Genomic DNA, 17,052 nt, shown 5'->3' with positions numbered 1-17,052 from the left:
AGCGACGGCAACACGAACAGCGCGCCGGCGATTATCCCGCCCCAGGTGCGGTGCATCAGCCAGCCGATAAAGGTCGCCAGCTGCTGGGCCTCGGGCGCTGTCCTACGATCACCGCGTGATCAACGGCGCCGCTGCTGCACGCTTCACCAAGCGTCTGAGCGATCTGCTGGCGGATATCCGCACCATCCTGCTGTAAGACCCGGCCGGTTCCCCTGTCATGGGGGAACCGGCCGCTGGCACCTTTTCGAGCGCCACGCTCGTACCTCAACCCCGCCGATTTGGCGGGGCTTTTTTTGCCGAGAAATCACGGTAACCCGCCTCCAAAGCCCGGCAAAACACCCGCAAAGATAAGTTTTCAGAAATCTGCCGCGCTGCCGATAGATTCTTATAGCACTTAGCCTTCATCTCACTTGTCAGTCAGTGCCGCATGATGCAACCTTGCCGCAGGCAACAGTAAAGAGGGCGCGAGCCCGGCGCGATCAGCATTTACCAAGCGAGTTTCTCCATGAAAAGCCAACCCGATGCCGCCAGCCGTATGGTGGCCGAGGTAGTGACGCAGTTGCCTGTGCCCTCGCGGCTCGGCATGCTGCGTTTCGAACGGCTGAATGAAGCGAGCTGGGCCCTGCTGTTTCTCGACCCCAACTGTGAACGCCAGTTCGGCCTGCCCGCCGTCGAGCTTTGCGCCCTGGTCGGCTCGCCCTATGCCAGCCTGATGGAACCGGAAGCCCGCTATCAGTTGCACGACGCGATCCAGCAGCAACTGACCCACAGCCCGCATTACCTGATCCGCTACACCCTGCATACCGCCAAGGGCCCACTCAGCCTGCTGGAGCTCGGCGAAGCCTACAAACAGCACAATCGACACCTGCTGCGCGGCTACTTCCTGGTGGTCGACGACCTGTTCGAACACGACCAGCCGTTCCCCGCCCTCGACCTGGAAACCCAGAACAGCCGCCTGCAGATCGCCCTGGAACTCAACCAGCGCGCCCAGCAGGAACAACTCCAGCACCTGGAACGGGTGCGCGCCCAGCAGGACCTGATCCTGCTCCTGGCCCGCCAGCGCTACAGCACCAACAACTCCCTGCTGGAAGCCGCCGAGCTGATCACCCGCAGCGCCTGCGACATCTACGAGATCGACTGCGCCAGCATCTGGAACCTGGAAGGCCAGTCGCTGGTGCCCATCTGCGCCTATCATCGCGACCTGCAACAATACATCCTGCCGCAGGCGATCGACGCCAGCGACTTCCCCGACTACCTCGAAGCCCTGCACACCAGCCGGGCCATCGACGCGCACAACGCCATGCGCGATCCACGCACCCGGGAAATGGCCGAAAGCCTGCGTCCGCGCAATATCAACGCCATGCTCGACGCGAGCGTCCGTATCGATGGCCAGGTGGTCGGCGTGCTGTGCCTGGAACAGGTGGGCACCACCCGCGCCTGGCAATCCGATGAAATCGCCTTCGCCGGCGAGCTGGCGGACCAGTTCGCCCAGGTCATCAACAACCACAACCGGCGCACCGCCACCAGCGCCCTGCACCTGTTCCAGCGGGCGGTCGAGCAAAGCGCCAACGCCTTTCTGCTGGTCAACTGCGACGGCGTGGTGGAGTACGTCAACCCCAGCTTCACCGCGATCACCCAATACAGCACCGAGGAAGTCCACGGCCATCGCCTGGCGGAGCTGCCGGCCCTGGAGAACCTCAGCGAACTGCTGTTCGACGCCCCTTCCAGCCTGGCCAAAAGCAACAGCTGGCAGGGCGAGTTCAAGAGCCGGCGCAAGAACCTGGAGCCCTACTGGGGCCAGTTGTCGATCTCCAAGGTCTACGGCGACAACCGCGAACTGACCCACTACATCGGCATCTACGAAGACATCACCCAGACCAAGCTCGCCCAGCAGCGCATCGAGCGCCTGGCCTACACCGACAACCTGACCAACCTGGGCAACCGTCCGGCCTTCATCCGCAACCTCGACGAACGCTTCGCCCGCGACAGCGACAGCCCCATCAGCCTGCTGCTGGTGGACATCGACAACTTCAAGCGGATCAACGACAGCCTCGGCCACCAGACCGGCGACAAGCTGCTGATCAGCCTGGCCCGGCGCCTGCGCAACAGCCTGAGCCCGAGCGGCAGCCTGGCGCGCTTCGCCAGTAACGAGTTCGCCGTGCTGCTGGACGACACCGACCTGGAAGCCGGCCAACAGATCGCCAGCCAGCTGCTGATGACCCTCGACAAACCGATGTTCGTCGACAACCAGCTCATCAGCGTCACCGGTTCGGTGGGCCTGGCCTGCGCACCGCTGCACGGTCGCGACCCGCAGACCCTGATGCGCAACGCCGGCCTGGCGCTGCACAAGGCCAAAGCCAACGGCAAACATCAGGTCCAGGTGTTTACCGAGGCCCTGAACGCCGAAGCCAGCTACAAGCTGTTCGTGGAAAACAACCTGCGCCGCGCCCTGACCCAGAACGAGCTGGAAGTGTTCTACCAGCCCAAGCTGTGCCTGCGCAGCGGGCGCCTGCTGGGCCTGGAAGCCCTGCTGCGCTGGGACCACCCGGAAAAGGGCATGATCCGCCCGGACCAGTTCATCAGCGTCGCCGAAGAGACCGGCCTGATCATTCCGATCGGCAAATGGATCGCACGCCAGGCCTGCCGCATGGGCAAGCAACTGATCGCCGCCGGCCTGGGCAACCTGCAGGTGGCGATCAACCTGTCGCCCAAGCAGTTCTCCGACCCGGACCTGGTGGCCTCCATCGCCGGCATCCTCAAGGAAGAACAACTGCCCGCCTCGCTGCTGGAGCTGGAGCTGACCGAAGGTCTGCTGCTGGAAGCCACCGAAGACACCCACCAGCAACTCGACCAGTTGAAAAAGCTCGGCCTGACCCTGGCCATGGACGACTTCGGCACCGGTTATTCGTCGCTGAGCTACCTGAAGAAATTCCCGATCGACATCATCAAGATCGATCGCAGCTTCATCCACGAGATCCCCGCCAACCAGGACGACATGGAAATCACCTCGGCGGTGATCGCCATGGCCCACAACCTGAAGATCCAGGTGGTCGCCGAGGGCATCGAGACCGCGGAGCAGCTGTCCTTCCTGCGTCGGCACCGCTGCGATGTCGGCCAGGGCTATCTGTTCGACCGACCGATCCCCGGCTCGCAGCTGATCGACAAGCTCAAACGTTATCCGCGCGGCCCTAGCGCCTGACAGCGCTGTAACACTCGGGCAAACTGGGAGTCAATTACTCCACCCCAACCTGACTGAGAGGACTGATCATGGTTCTGCGCTCGGAAATTCTGGTGAACAAGAACGTGCTACCTACCAAAGAACAAGCTCTGCCTGGCCGCGAAACCCCGATGGCCCTGCCTGAAAAGCACTTTGTCTTCGAAGAAACCCCACTGCTCGGCCCGTTTTTCCAGGACGTCGACTTTGCGATCTTCGGCCTGGGCTGCTTCTGGGGCGCCGAACGTCGCTTCTGGCAGCGTGAGGGCGTGGTCAGCACCGTGGTCGGTTACGCCGGCGGCTTCACGCCGAACCCGACGTATGAAGAGGTCTGTTCGGGCATGACCGGCCACGCTGAAGTGGTGCTGGTGGTGTATGACAAGGCCAGGGTCAGCTACGAAGAACTGCTGGCGATGTTCTGGGAACTGCACAACCCGACCCAGGGCATGCGTCAGGGTAACGACATCGGCACCCAGTACCGCTCGGTGATCTACGCCACCACCCCGGAGCAACTGGACGCAGCACTGAAAAGCAAAGCGACCTATCAGGCTGAGTTGTCGAAGGCTGGCCTGGGTGAAATCAGCACTGAAATCGAACAGGCGCCGACCGTGTATTTCGCCGAGGCGTACCACCAGCAGTACCTGGCGAAGAACCCGGGAGGCTATTGCGGGATCGGCGGCACTGGCGTGACCTGCCCGATCTGACCGGTAACGATGCTGCGATGCGCGCCCTCGGGGGCCGCTTCGCAGCCCATCGCCGCCTCATGCCTCGGCAGCGGCTACACACTTATTCGGCGATCAGCCAATCCATCTTCCAGCCGCCCTGGGTCTGCCCCAGTTTCTCCGCCAGCCACGGCAGCAGCTCACGCAACTCCTCTTCCAGCCCCCAAGGCGGGTTGGCAATCGCCAGGCCCGAGCCGTTCAGGCTGTTCGGCGTATCCAGTGGATGCACCAGCAATTCCACCCGCAGCAGCTTCGGCGCGCCGGTGCCGGCCAGGTCCTGATAGAAGCGACGCAGCGCCCGCTGATCCTTGACCGGATACCAGATGGCCGCCACGGTCTGGCGCATGCGGCCGATGGCCTCTTTCAGCGAGGCGGCGCAACGCTGCATCTCGTCGAGTTGCTCGAACGGCGGGTCGATCAGCATCACCGCACGCTTCTCGGCCACCGGCAACAGCGCCCGCGCCACGTGCCAGCCCTCGCCCAGGTGGACCGCCACCCGGCGATCGCCCTTCATGTTGTCCTTGAGCAGCAGCCCGTCTTCCGGGTGCTTCTCGTTGAGCAGCACCCGATCCTGGGACCGGGTCAGGCGCCGCGCCAGCTCGGGGGAACCGGGGTAATAACGCAGCTCGCCATCGGGGTTCATCTTGTGCAGCACCGCCATGTAGTCGGCGGTCAGCGCCGGCAGGTCCTGCTCGCCCCACAGGCGCGCGATGCCTTCCAGGTATTCGCCGGTGCGGTTGGCCTGGTCGCCCTGGAGGTCGTACAGGCCGATGCCGGCATGACTGTCGAGGTAGGCGAACGGCTGCTCCTTGCGCGACATCAGAGCGATGAGGCGGGTCAAGGTCAGGTGTTTGAAGACGTCGGCGTGGTTGCCGGCGTGGAAGGCGTGACGATAGTTCATGGTTGCTCCTGCGCAGGGGGGCAAGTTTACCTTGTGCGCAGGCTGTCGTCAGTTCAGAGCGGGGCCGTACCCGGCGCAAGCGACGACGGGTACGGCCGAGGTTTCAGCTGAACTCGCGACTGACTTCGGACCACAGGCTGACCCGCCGCCCGGAAGATTCGAACACCTCGATCTCGCGCTTGATCCCGCCGCTGTCCTTCCAGCCCGGCAGGTCGAGCACGATCAGTTCCTCCATCATCGCCATGTACAGCGCATCCACCGGTGCCCAGAGCTTGCCGATGGCGGCGTTGTCCTTGCCCGCCAGACACAGGTTGATCGGATGGGACATGCTCACCTGGCTGAACACCGCATGCCCGGCTTCCAGTATCTGCGCCGCTACCCGGTTGCACTGGAGAAAACGCTCGTTGATGACGGCCGGCTCGGAGTGGCTGTAGGGGCAGGCCAGGAAAATCTTGCGCATCGTTACCTCGGTTTCATGGATAGGTGAAGCGGGCCGTTCAGGCCCGCGCGGGTTGCAGGGCAAAGGCCGCGGCCTGTTCCTGCTCTTGCTGCTCATAACGCTGGGCGGCCGGCACCGAGATGCGGATGGCGATCGCCACCGCCAGCAGGCCGCCGAACAATTTGCCGATCAGAATCGGCAGGATCAGGCTCGGCTGGAAGTTCGCGGTGAATGCCAGGTGGTCACCGATCAGCGCCTGGGCGCAGACCCCCAGGGCCACGCACAGCACCTTGTCGCGGGCAGTCATGTGCTTGAACAGGTGGTAGGTGGCGATGATGTTGGCGAACACCATGACAAAGCCCGCGGCGCCGGTGCTGGACAGGTTCAACTGGCGCCCCAGCAGTTCCATGGGCTTCTTGCAGTAGCGCTGGAACAGGTAGCAGATAGGGAAGGTACCGGCGAGCATGATGCCGATGTAGCCGGCGATCTCTATGGCCCGGAACAGCTCCTTTTCGTCGGCGAACATCGGGTCGAAACCCCAGCCGCCGAAATTGATGCTGAAGAACTTGGTGAAGTGCTCGACGATGCTCAGGGCCAGGATCAGCTTGATCGCCGCGTCCATGATTTTGCCGAACACCAGGAAGCCCCTGACCATCATCTGCGGCCGGTAGCGCAGCCCCGCCGCCAGCAGGAAGCAGAACACGAACAGCGGCGCCAGCAGCTTGAGCATGTCGACGAAGCCCAGGGACAGGTAGTACAGCGCCTCGGAGTTGGTGGAGACGATGTCCCGCACCGGCAAGTGGGTGGCGGTGATGATCAGCAACGACATCAACACCGCGAACGGAATGCTGATCAGCCCGGCCATGGCGCCCAGGGCCAGGTACTTGTGGTCCTTGCGCTCGAGCATGGTCAGGCCCACCGGGATCAGGTAGACGATGGTCGCCCCCGAGGTGTAGCCCACCAGCATCGCGGTGATCCACAGGTCGCGGTTGGCGGTCAGGGCATTGGCCAACTGATAGCCGCCCATGTCCACGGCGATGATCGACAGCGCGGCAATCGAGACATCCGAGCCCAGGGCGTTGAAAAACGGCCCCAGGGCGTGGGAAATGCCTTGGGACAGGTAGGGAATCGCCACCATGATCCCGGCTTGGGCCAGGAACACCGGGCCGATGGAATGGATACCGTTGACGAACTCCTTACCCAGGCCACTTTCGGGCTTGATGATGGATGACAAGGCGCCGATCACGGCGCCGAGCATGATCAGGTAAATGACGTAGTTTCCAAATTCAGCCATGTGGGTTCATCTCTCTGAGCGTCATTTATAGGTTTCCCCCGCTGGGGAGGTTCTTGTCGAGGCCAGCTCTGGTCGCCCATCGCGAAGTCGAGCGATGGACCATGTGATGAAACACAGGGCATATCCCGTGCCACAATGTGTATTAGTTGTGGTTTTTACATAAAAACAATCAGATATCGGTCAATAAAACACTGCGGCATTGACTTGGCGAGCCGGTAGCCCTGTCTAAACCTCATGACTGATGGCCATTGTGAAACGTGCAAGTAAATGCTTAACTTTTCCATCGTACTTGACCGAATACGCATATTTATGAGTCAGGAGTGTGCGTAAGTAACAAAAAATGCCCATTTGTGTGGCGAAGTACCACTAACGGAAAACACCATGCGCCCCAACGAACGACGACAGCACATTCTCGAACTCCTGCGGCAGCGGGAGCGGATCTCCGTGGAAGAGCTGGCGCGCATCACCGCCACCTCCCAGGAAACCATCCGCCGCGACCTCAGCGATCTGGCGGAAAGCGGCCTGATCACCAAGTTCCACGGCGGCGCGGCCCTGCCCCCCACCGGCGAGCACGAAAACACCTTCCAGACCCGCATGAACGAACACGCCCAGGAGAAGCGCGCCATCGGCCGCTACGCCGCCGGCCTATTCTGCGCGGGCGACAGCATCTTCATCGATACCGGTACCACCACCCTGTTCTTCGCTCGGGAACTGGCGCAGCACACGCGCCTGACGGTGATCACCAACTCCCTGCCGATCGCCGGCTGCATTGGCGAGTCGGGCAACCGGGTGTTCATGATCGGTGGCGAATATCGCCCTGACTCGACCCAGAACGTCGGCACCCTGGCCCTGGAGCAGATCACCCGCTTCAACGCCGAGCATGCGGTGATCACCATCGGTGCACTGAATGAAGACGGCGCCATGGACTTCTCCATCGAAGAAGCCGAAGTTGCCCGCGCCATGATTGCCCAGGCCCGCCAATTGACCGTGATCGCCGACTCTTCGAAGCTGGAACGACGCGGCCTGTTCAAAGTGTTCCCGCTGGAGCGCATCGACCGGCTGGTGATCGATCGCCAGCCTGGCCCCGGGCTGCTGGCGGCCCTGGAAAAAGCCGGAGTGGAAGTGCACCTGGTGCCGCAGCCCTGAACCCGGGGCTATTGCTACTGGCCGCCTTCACACGCTAAAAAACCACAGGCATATGACCGATATATGACCGAATAAAAAATAAAAACAACAATCATGGCCCGCATTATGCTTTGATTCCTGCACAGATCTTTGGGTGTTACCGCAGGAAACAGGCACTTATATGACCGAACTTTATCCGAACAATGTGACTTTCGATGTGGCCATCGTCGGTGGCGGGGTCGTCGGTTGCGCCATGGCCCGACGCTTCGCCCTGGAAGGCGCCCGGGTGGTGCTGCTGGAAAAGGGCAGCGACATTCTTTCCGGCGCCAGCAAGGCCAACAGCGCCATCCTGCACACCGGCTTCGATGCCCCTAGTGGCAGCCTGGAACTGCAGTGCATGCAGGCCGGCTACCAGGAATACCTGGAAATCCACTCGGCGATGAACCTGCCGCTGCTCAAGTGCGGCGCACTGGTGGTGGCCTGGAACGCCGAGGACCAGGCCCGGCTGCCGGGGATTCTCGCCCAGGCCCAGGACAACGGGGTAAGCAACGTGCGCCTGCTGGAACGCAGCGAGATCCTCGCCCTGGAACCGCACCTGGCCAATCACGCCGTGAGCGCGGTGCTGGTGCCCGACGAACACCTGATCGACCCCTGGTCCGCGCCCCTGGGCTACCTGCAACAGGCCATGGCCCACGGGGCCCGGGTGCAGTTGCAGTGCGAGGTGCAGCAAGGCCAGTTCGATGGTACGACCTGGACCCTGCACACCAGCCAGGGCACCTTGCGCAGTGCCCAGGTGATCAACTGCGCCGGGCTGTTTGGCGACACCCTGGAACACAACCTGCTGGGCCGCAGCGAATTTCGCATCATGCCGCGCAAGGGCCAATTCGTGGTCTTCGACAAGGCCGCGGCCAGGCTGCTGGAGCGCATCGTCCTGCCGGTGCCCAACGAGCGCACCAAGGGCATAGTCCTGACCCGCACGGTGTACGGCAACCTGCTGGTGGGGCCCACCGCCGAAGAGCAGGAGGACCGGATCCACGCCGGGCTCGACGGCCCGACCCTGCAAAGCCTGGTCGATGCTGCCGTGGAGCGGATTCCCGCCCTCGCCGGGATGCCGGTGACCGCCACCTACGCCGGGTTGCGTCCCGCCAGCGAAAAGAAGGAATACCGCATCCAGGCCGACCATTCCCGACACTGGATCACCGTGGGCGGCATCCGCTCCACCGGGCTCACCGCCGCCCTGGGCATTGCCCGGCACGTCTACGAGCTGTACAGCCAACGCCGCCAGCATCATCCGGTGCGCGAACCGGTCTGGCCGCAGATGCCCAACCTGGCAGAGCACTTGCCTCGTGACTGGCAACGCTCCGGCTACGGTGAAATCGTCTGCCATTGCGAGCTGGTGACCCGCCGCGAAATCGAGAGCGCCCTGCACAGTCCCCTGCCCCCTGGCGATCTGGGCGGGCTCAAGCGTCGCACTCGCGCCTGCATGGGCCGCTGCCAGGGCTTCTATTGCTCGGCCCAAGTTGCCGAGCTCAGCGCCAGCCAACTGGCCGTCCCACTTGCCACAGGTCGTTGCCATGCACAGCAGTGAACTTCTTCAGGCCGAAGTAGCCATTATCGGCAGCGGCCCGGCGGGCCTCGCGGCAGCCATTGAACTGCGGCGCCAGGGCATCGGCCCGGTGCTTGTCATTGAGCGTGAAAGGGAGGCCGGCGGCATTCCCCGACACTGTGCCCACCCGCCCTTCGGCATGGGCGAATACCAGCGCATTCTAAGTGGCCCGGCCTACGCCCGGCGCAATGTCGAGGCCGCGCTGCAAGCCGGCGTGATACTGCTGCTGCGCCACACGGTGGTCAGCATGGAGCCCGGCGGCCTGTTGCGCCTGGCCAGCCCCGACGGGTCGCGGCTGGTCCAGGCACAGAAGGTCCTGATCGCCACCGGCGCCCGGGAAACGCCGCGCTCGGCGCGCCTGCTGTCCGGCGATCGCCCGGTGGGGGTGATCAACACCGGGGCCCTGCAGAACTTCCTCTATGTGCAGCACCTCAAGCCTTTCGAGCGGCCACTGATCATAGGTACCGAGCTGGTCAGCCTGTCCGCCGTGCTCAGCTGTCGGCGCGCCGGTATCCGCCCGGTGGCGGTGTTGGAAGCCAATAACCGGGCCACCTCCCGCTGGCCGCTGTCAGTGTTTCCAAGGTTGCTGGGCATCCCCATGCACTTTGGCGCCGAGCTGCTGGCGATCAATGGCACTGGCCGGGTGGAATCGGCCAAGGTCCGCCTGGCCGACGGCCAGGTTCTCGATATCCCGTGCGACGGTGTGCTGCTCACCGGCCAGTTCACCCCGGAGTCGAGCCTGGTACGCCTGAGCCACCTGCAACTGGACAGCGGTAGCGGCGGGCCGAAGATCGACCAGTACGGGCGCTGTTCGGACCCAGCCTACTTCGCCGCCGGCAACCTGCTGAGGCCGATCGAGACGGCCGGCTGGTCGTACCGTGAAGGGCGGCGCATCGGCAGCCTGATGGCCCTGGCCCTGTGCGGCCAGCTACCCGCGCCCCATGACGCGCTGACCCTGAAATACTCAGCCCCGATCAAGCTTGGCGTACCGGGCCGGCTGGTGCGCGGCGAGCTGGCGGGCCTGCAGCACATCCAGCTGCGGGTCAGTCAGGCGGTCAGCGGCACCTTGCGGGTTCGCGCTCAGGGCCTGGAGCTCTGGAGCCGGCCGGTATCAGCCCTTCCGGAGCGGCGCCTGCTGATCCCCCTCAAGGATCTGCAATTGCCGGAACACCTCGACCAACTGGACATTTGCATCGACTAGGGCCGTCCCACAATAAGAGAAAAGACCATGCGAATAGCCGCACTTGACCAGGGCACCACCAGCACACGCGTACTGGTCGTGGACATGCAAGGCCGTGCCGACATCCAACTGGCGCTGCGCCATCAGCAGCATCACCCACGCCCGGGCTGGGTCGAACACGACCCGCTGGAACTGCTGGCCAACCTGCAACGCTGCCTGGAAGCCACCGGCCGGGTCGACGCCATCGGCCTGGCCAACCAGGGCGAAAGCTGCCTGGCCTGGGATGCCGTCAGTGGCGCGCCGCTGTCACCGGTGATCGTCTGGCAGGACAACCGCAGCGCCGCGCGTATCGAAGAGTTGCGCGCCAGTGGCGCCGAAGCCCTGACCCTGGAGCGGGCCGGGCTGCCCTTGGATGCCTACTTCTCCGCCAGCAAGCTGGCCTGGATCGTGGAAAACCTGCCGGCGGCACAAGCCGCCCTGAGTACGGGCCGGCTGCGCCTGGGCACCACCGATGCGTATTTTCTCGACCGCCTGACCGGGGTCTACGCCACCGATATCACCACCGCCTCGCGCACCTCGCTGATGAACCTCGCCAGCGGCCAGTGGGACCCAGAACTGTGCAAGCTGTTCGGCGTGCCGTTGCAAGCCCTGCCGCAAATCCGCGCCACGGTCGGCGACTTCGGGCTCATCGGCCAAACTCCCATCAGTGCCTCGGTAGTGGACCAGCAGGCCTCACTGTACGGCCACGGCTGCCGGCAACCGGGGGATGCCAAGATCACCTTCGGCACCGGCGCCTTCGCCCTGACCGTCACCGGCGAGCGGATCATCCGCGCCCCGGAGAAGGGCCTGCTGGCCACCGTAGCCTGGCAGGCCGACGGTCGGCCGGTATATGCCATGGACGGCGGCGTGTACGACGCCAGCGCCGCAGTGGAGTGGGCCGGGCGGCTGGGGCTGTTCAGCGATTTCTCCGAGCTGGCGAGCTTCGACCTGCCACCGGCGATTTCCCGCGACCTGGCCTTCGTCCCCGCGCTGTCTGGCCTCGCCTGCCCGCACTGGGACCGCAGCGCCGGGGCGGTATGGATCGGCATGAATGCCGCCACCACTCGCCAGGACCTGTGCCAGGCGGTGCTGGAAGGCGTGGCCCTGCGCAGTGCCGAAGTGATCACGGCGATGGACGATCACCTCAACGTCACCGACCAGCTGTCGATTGACGGCGGGCTGGCCCGCAGCCCGTATTTCGCCCAGTTCCTCGCCGATATCCTGCAGCGCACCATCGTCACCCAGCGCTTCGACGAACTCACCGCCCTGGGCTGCGCCGCTCTCGCCGCCCGCGGCCTGGGGCTGGAACTGCCGGACCTGGACAACACCCGCACTGACTACCGGCCGCGTATCGACCGGGCCACGGCAGATGCCTGGCGCAGCACCTTCAGCACCGCGGTCAACCGCTCCCAGGGCTGGTCCCAGCCGAGCTGAAACAGCCCTTCGGCCATGGATGGCCGCCGCTTTTCTGCACTGTCCCTGGCCCCCTTGTCCATCCGCCGCACCTATTGGACACTGACGCCCCCGCCCGCGACCAAGTGGCGGGTAAACAAGCGGTTGCTGGCGACTCAGACACACGGGACCACTGACTGCTGCACGGGCACACAACCCTGCCTGGCTGTACTCATTAATGGAATGCCACTGAGTCGAGAATGTATGAAAGACGCAACGATTGCGCTGCACCATGGATTCAAATCGGACCCAACCACCAAGGCCGTGGCCGTGCCTATCTACCAGAACGTCGCCTTCGAGTTCGACAACGCCCAGCACGGGGCCGACCTGTTCAACCTCGATGTGCCCGGCAACATCTACACCCGCATCATGAACCCCACCAACAATGTGCTGGAACAGCGCATGGCCGCCCTGGAGGGCGGGATCGCCGGGCTGGCGGTGGCGGCCGGCAGCGCGGCGATCCACTACGCGATCCAGACCCTGACCCAGGCCGGCGACAACATCGTCTCCACGCCCCAGCTCTACGGCGGCACCTACACCCTGTTCGCCCACCTGCTGCCCAGCTTCGGGGTCGAGGTGCGCTTCGCCCGGGACGATTCCCCCGAAGCCATCGCCGAACTGATCGACGACCAGACCAAACTGGTGTACTGCGAAAGCATCGGCAACCCGGCCGGCAATATCGTCGACATCGCCGCACTGGCCGATGTGACCCATGCACGCGGCGTACCGCTGATGGTGGACAACACCGTGGCCACGCCGATCCTGTGCAAACCGATCCATTTCGGCGCCGATATCGTGGTGCATTCGGTGACCAAGTACGTCGGTGGCCACGGCAACTCCTTGGGCGGGGTGATAGTCGACAGCGGCAATTTCCCCTGGGCCGACCACCCACAGAAGTTCGCCAGCCTCAACACCCCGGAGCCGGCCTACCACGGCGTGGTCTACACCGAGAAGTTTGGCCCGGCGGCGTTCATCGCCCGGGCGCGCACCGTGCCGCTGCGCAATACCGGCGCGGCGCTGGCGCCGATGAATGCCTTCCTCTTGCTGCAAGGCCTGGAAACCCTGGCCCTGCGCATGGAACGCCACACCGACAACGCCATCAAGGTGGCGCAGTTCCTCAAGGCCCACCCGCTGGTGGCCTGGGTCAGCTACGCTGGCCTGCCCGACCACCCGCACCACGAACTGGCGCGCAAGTACATGCAGGGCAAGCCGTCAGCAATCCTCTCCTTCGGCCTCAAGGGCGGCTATGCCGCTGGCGTGCGTTTCTATGACGCACTACAGATCTTCAAGCGCCTGGTGAACATTGGCGACGCCAAGTCCCTGGCCTGCCACCCGGCCTCCACCACCCACCGGCAGATGAACGAAGAAGAGCAGGCCAAGGCCGGGGTCAAGCCGGAGATGATCCGTCTCTCGGTGGGCATCGAAGCCATCGAAGACCTGCTCGAAGACCTCGACCAGGCGCTGCAACAGGCCTGATCCCAAGGCCCTGGCAACCCACACCAGGGCCCTTGCCACCCGCGTTGGCACGACGCGCGCCCTACCCAGCAGCCCCCTGGACTACTCTCACCCGTAAAGGAACCCGACATGATTGTGCGCTACGTAAAGATCACCATGACCCTGGCCGTCGCCGCCTTCGCCCTGCTGGTGGCCTACAACAACATCAGCGACTACGGCTCCAACTTTGCCTTCGTCCAGCACGTGCTGAGCATGGACAGTGTGTTTCCGGGCAACAGCGCTACCGGTCGGGCCGTCACCCTGCCGCTGCTGTGGAATGTCGGCTACTGGCTGATTATCGCCGGTGAAGCCTTGACCGGCGCCCTGCTGGCCTATGGCGCCTTGCGCTTGTGGCTGGCCCGGCATGATGGCGCCAGCGGCTTCAACCGCTCCAAGCGCTGGGCCATTGCCGGTTTCGGCCTGGGTTTCTGCGTCTGGTTCTTCGGTTTCATGGTGGTGGGCGGCGAGTGGTTCATGATGTGGCAATCGCCGACCTGGAATGGCCAGGACGCCGCGTTCAAGTTCTACATGGCGATCCTTGGCGTGCTGATCTTCCTCAACCAGCCCGACGCCGAATTGCATTGAGCGCCTGCACATTTCGCGGACCGAGGCCCTGCCCCTGTAGCGGCTACCGAGCCCGCGAGCCACTCGGAACCTGATGATCAAGCATAAAAAACGGCCCGCTGCGGTGACGCAGCGGGCCGTTTTTCAGTGCCCAGGGGAGCCAGGGCTGGATTTACGCACTCAGTGGTTGAGCTTGTAGTCTTTCTCGGCCGCTTCGAAACGCTGGACCATGCCCGCGCTCGGCGCGCCCATCTTGCTCACCAGCACGATGGCCAGGCAGGCGAAAATGAAGCCCGGGATAATTTCGTACAGGCCCAGCAGAGCGAAGTGCTTCCACAGGACCACGGTCAGGGCACCGACGATGATGCCGGCCAGGGCGCCGTTGCGGGTCATGCCTTTCCAGATCACCGAGATCAGCACCACCGGACCGAAGGCCGCGCCGAAACCGGCCCAGGCGTAGCTGACCAGGCCCAGTACGCGGTTTTCCGGGTTGGCGGCCATGGCAATGGCGATCAGCGCCACCAGCAGCACCATGGCGCGACCGACCCACACCAGCTCCAGCTGGGAAGCGTTCTTGCGCAGGAAGGTCTTGTAGAAGTCTTCGGTCAGGGCGCTGGAGCACACCAGCAGCTGGCAGCTCAGGGTGCTCATCACCGCCGCCAGGATGGCCGACAGCAGGATGCCGGCGATCCATGGGTTGAACAGGATCTTCGCCAGTTCGATGAACACTCGCTCGTGGTTCTCGCTCACCGGCATGGCCACGGCCGGGTTGGCCGAGAAGTAGGCGATGCCGAAGAAGCCCACGGCCACGGTGCCGCCCAGGCACAGGATCATCCAGGTCATGGAGATGCGGCGGGCGTTGGCGATCGACTTGACCGAGTCTGCAGCCATGAAGCGCGCCAGGATGTGCGGCTGGCCGAAGTAGCCCAGGCCCCAGCCCATCAGCGAAATGATGCCGATGAAGGTGGTGTTTTTCAGCATGTCGAAGTTGCTGGGGTCCTGCGCCTCGATGGCCAGGAAGGTGGTATCGACGCCACCGGTGGCCAGCAGCACGATGATCGGGGTCAGCAGCAGGGCGAAGATCATCAGGGTCGCTTGCACGGTGTCGGTCCAGCTCACCGCCAGGAAACCACCGACGAAGGTGTAGGCGATGGTCGCCGCGGCACCGGCCCACAGGGCGCTCTCGTAGGACATGCCGAAGGTGCTCTCGAACAGACGGGCACCGGCGACGATGCCGGAAGCGCAGTAAATGGTGAAGAACACCAGGATCACGATGGCGGAGATGATCCGCAGCAGACCGCTCTTGTCCTCGAAACGGCTGGAGAAGTAGTCCGGCAGCGTCAATGCATCGCCGTTGTGTTCGGTTTGTACTCGCAGACGACCGGCGACGAACAGCCAGTTCAGGTAGGCACCGACGATCAGGCCGATGGCGATCCAGCTTTCCGACAGACCGGACATGTAGATCGCGCCCGGCAGCCCCATCAACAACCAGCCGCTCATGTCGGAAGCACCGGCGGAAAGCGCGGTCACCACGCTACCCAGGCTGCGGCCGCCAAGGATGTAGTCAGAGAGGTTGTTGGTCGAGCGATAGGCCATGAAGCCGATCAGCACCATAGCTGCGATGTAGATCACGAACGTGATCAGGGTTGGATTGCTTGCACTCATTGAGTTACGCCCTGGCTTTGTTTTTATGTAGCGGCGGTCGGTACCCGCCCTCCAAACGCTTACGCTGGAAAGACGACTCGGTACGCCGCGCATTTATGACTGATGTTTCCCCAGGAAAGCCATCAGCCGATGAACTGGCCCGGAAGCCGGTTGCACCTTGGGCGCGAATGCTATTCAACAACCGAAAGAAGGTGCAACCTGTTTTGCGAGAATAAGTTGCACCTAGTGTGTTTTTCCGGTGAATACCGCTTTTTTGCTCCTTTTTGGAGCAAAAAACCGTAGCGACAGAATTAAAAGCACCAAGCAGAAGCGCTGTTGCCTGACCGGAAATTAATTCCTGACGAGCTGCTTATTATTCCGATAAAAAACAGGTTGCACCCGGTTGCACCTCTCTTGGCTCGCGGCTAATCTTGCCGCCAGCTGATGCCACGCCACCGTGGTAAACATGAGGATAAAAATATGGCTACCACCACCCTTGGGGTCAAACTCGACGACCCGACCCGCGAACGCCTGAAGGCTGCCGCGACCTCGATTGATCGCACACCGCACTGGCTGATCAAGCAGGCAATTTTCAATTACCTGGAAAAACTCGAGGGTGGTGCAACCCTGACCGAGCTGAGCGGTGCGACCCGCGCCGACGGCGACGACGCCGGCGAAGTGCAGACCGACCACGCCCACCAGTGCTTCCTCGAATTCGCCGAAAGCATCCTGCCACAGTCGGTGCTGCGCGCCTCCATCACCGCCGCCTACCGCCGCCCGGAACCGGAAGTGGTGCCGATGCTGCTGGAGCAGGCGCGCCTGCCGGCCGCCACCGCCGACGCCGCCAACAAGCTGGCCGCCTCGATCGCCGAAAAACTGCGCAACCAGAAGAGCGCCGGCGGCCGCGCCGGCATCGTCCAGGGCCTGCTGCAGGAATTCTCCCTGTCGTCCCAGGAAGGCGTGGCCCTGATGTGCCTGGCCGAAGCCCTGCTGCGGATTCCGGACAAAGGCACCCGTGACGCACTGATCCGCGACAAGATCAGCACCGGCAACTGGCAGCCGCACCTGGGCAACAGCCCGTCGCTGTTCGTCAACGCCGCCACCTGGGGCCTGCTGCTGACCGGCAAGCTGGTCGCCACCCACAACGAAGCCGGCCTGACTTCGTCCCTGAGCCGCATCATCGGCAAGAGCGGCGAGCCGATGATCCGCAAGGGCGTCGACATGGCCATGCGCCTGATGGGCGAGCAGTTCGTCACCGGCGAAACCATCGCCGAAGCCCTGGCCCCCCGAGTTTCTCTTATTGATAAGTGATACCTGGCTTGGCCGTGCTGATGCGCGTACCCGCCTTGCCCTGGGCGATCGCCTCGATGTCCGAGAG

General features: G+C 63.7%; 12 protein-coding genes and 2 pseudogenes. 10 read left to right on the top strand and 4 right to left on the bottom strand.

Annotated elements, in window-relative coordinates; all coding sequences use genetic code 11:
* Positions 1 to 88: 88 nt before the first annotated feature.
* The 3 genes and pseudogenes from ACQKQA_RS26175 to msrA form a co-directional block, all read left to right on the top strand.
* Positions 89 to 196, top strand: a pseudogene (locus ACQKQA_RS26175) (2-oxo acid dehydrogenase subunit E2); the annotation flags it as partial.
* A gap of 309 nt (positions 197 to 505) precedes the next feature.
* On the top strand, positions 506 to 3,199 hold the full coding sequence (locus ACQKQA_RS26170) for a putative bifunctional diguanylate cyclase/phosphodiesterase (RefSeq protein WP_427563943.1): 2,694 nt from the start codon (positions 506 to 508) through the stop codon (positions 3,197 to 3,199).
* A 68-nt stretch (positions 3,200 to 3,267) separates the two neighbouring features.
* Complete coding sequence (msrA, locus tag ACQKQA_RS26165; RefSeq protein ID WP_427563942.1) at positions 3,268 to 3,918, top strand: peptide-methionine (S)-S-oxide reductase MsrA; 651 nt, start codon at positions 3,268 to 3,270, stop codon at positions 3,916 to 3,918.
* An 82-nt stretch (positions 3,919 to 4,000) separates the two neighbouring features.
* Here msrA and ACQKQA_RS26160 read toward each other — a convergent pair whose 3' ends face one another.
* From ACQKQA_RS26160 to eutH, 3 genes are all read right to left on the bottom strand, one after another.
* Entirely contained in the window at positions 4,001 to 4,837 is an 837-nt protein-coding gene (locus tag ACQKQA_RS26160; RefSeq protein WP_427563941.1) for a 23S rRNA (adenine(2030)-N(6))-methyltransferase RlmJ, read from the bottom strand.
* A 103-nt stretch (positions 4,838 to 4,940) separates the two neighbouring features.
* On the bottom strand, positions 4,941 to 5,297 hold the full coding sequence (locus tag ACQKQA_RS26155; RefSeq protein WP_427563940.1) for a DUF1937 family protein: 357 nt from the start codon (positions 5,295 to 5,297) through the stop codon (positions 4,941 to 4,943).
* A gap of 37 nt (positions 5,298 to 5,334) precedes the next feature.
* Entirely contained in the window at positions 5,335 to 6,570 is a 1,236-nt protein-coding gene (gene eutH, locus ACQKQA_RS26150) for an ethanolamine utilization protein EutH (RefSeq protein WP_427563939.1), read from the bottom strand.
* Positions 6,571 to 6,951: 381 nt separating this feature from the next.
* On the opposite strand from eutH, the gene ACQKQA_RS26145 reads away from it, so the two are divergent.
* From ACQKQA_RS26145 to ACQKQA_RS26120, 6 genes are all read left to right on the top strand, one after another.
* On the top strand, positions 6,952 to 7,716 hold the full coding sequence (locus ACQKQA_RS26145) for a DeoR/GlpR family DNA-binding transcription regulator (protein WP_427563938.1): 765 nt from the start codon (positions 6,952 to 6,954) through the stop codon (positions 7,714 to 7,716).
* Between the two features lie 160 nt (positions 7,717 to 7,876).
* Positions 7,877 to 9,283 (top strand): NAD(P)/FAD-dependent oxidoreductase, encoded by a 1,407-nt coding sequence (locus ACQKQA_RS26140; RefSeq protein WP_427563937.1) that lies wholly within the window; start codon positions 7,877 to 7,879, stop codon positions 9,281 to 9,283.
* A complete protein-coding gene (locus ACQKQA_RS26135) occupies positions 9,270 to 10,502 on the top strand; it encodes an NAD(P)/FAD-dependent oxidoreductase (protein WP_427563935.1) in 1,233 nt (410 codons plus the stop codon). Before ACQKQA_RS26140 ends, ACQKQA_RS26135 begins: the two co-directional genes overlap by 14 nt.
* A 27-nt stretch (positions 10,503 to 10,529) precedes the next feature.
* Positions 10,530 to 11,954, top strand: a complete 1,425-nt coding sequence (locus ACQKQA_RS26130; RefSeq protein ID WP_427563933.1) for an FGGY family carbohydrate kinase — start codon at positions 10,530 to 10,532, stop codon at positions 11,952 to 11,954.
* Positions 11,955 to 12,176: 222 nt separating this feature from the next.
* The gene (locus tag ACQKQA_RS26125; protein ID WP_427563931.1) at positions 12,177 to 13,448 is read left to right on the top strand and encodes an O-acetylhomoserine aminocarboxypropyltransferase/cysteine synthase family protein; all 1,272 of its coding nucleotides are present in this window, start codon (positions 12,177 to 12,179) and stop codon (positions 13,446 to 13,448) included.
* Positions 13,449 to 13,556: 108 nt separating this feature from the next.
* Positions 13,557 to 14,051 (top strand): DUF2165 family protein, encoded by a 495-nt coding sequence (locus ACQKQA_RS26120; protein ID WP_427563930.1) that lies wholly within the window; start codon positions 13,557 to 13,559, stop codon positions 14,049 to 14,051.
* A 159-nt stretch (positions 14,052 to 14,210) separates the two neighbouring features.
* On the opposite strand, the gene putP is transcribed toward ACQKQA_RS26120, so the two are convergent.
* Positions 14,211 to 15,695: a sodium/proline symporter PutP gene (gene putP, locus ACQKQA_RS26115; RefSeq protein ID WP_427563929.1), complete on the bottom strand. Its 1,485-nt coding sequence runs from the start codon at positions 15,693 to 15,695 to the stop codon at positions 14,211 to 14,213.
* Between the two features lie 459 nt (positions 15,696 to 16,154).
* Here putP and ACQKQA_RS26110 point away from each other — a divergent pair.
* Positions 16,155 to 16,958: pseudogene (locus ACQKQA_RS26110) on the top strand (trifunctional transcriptional regulator/proline dehydrogenase/L-glutamate gamma-semialdehyde dehydrogenase); the annotation flags it as partial.
* Positions 16,959 to 17,052: the final 94 nt, after the last annotated feature.

The organism is Pseudomonas sp. NPDC089530 (assembly GCF_050280705.1).
Classification (GTDB): Bacteria; Pseudomonadota; Gammaproteobacteria; order Pseudomonadales; family Pseudomonadaceae; genus Aquipseudomonas.
Note: the sequence above shows the minus strand (reverse complement) of the source record. Positions and strands in the feature narration are given on the sequence as shown.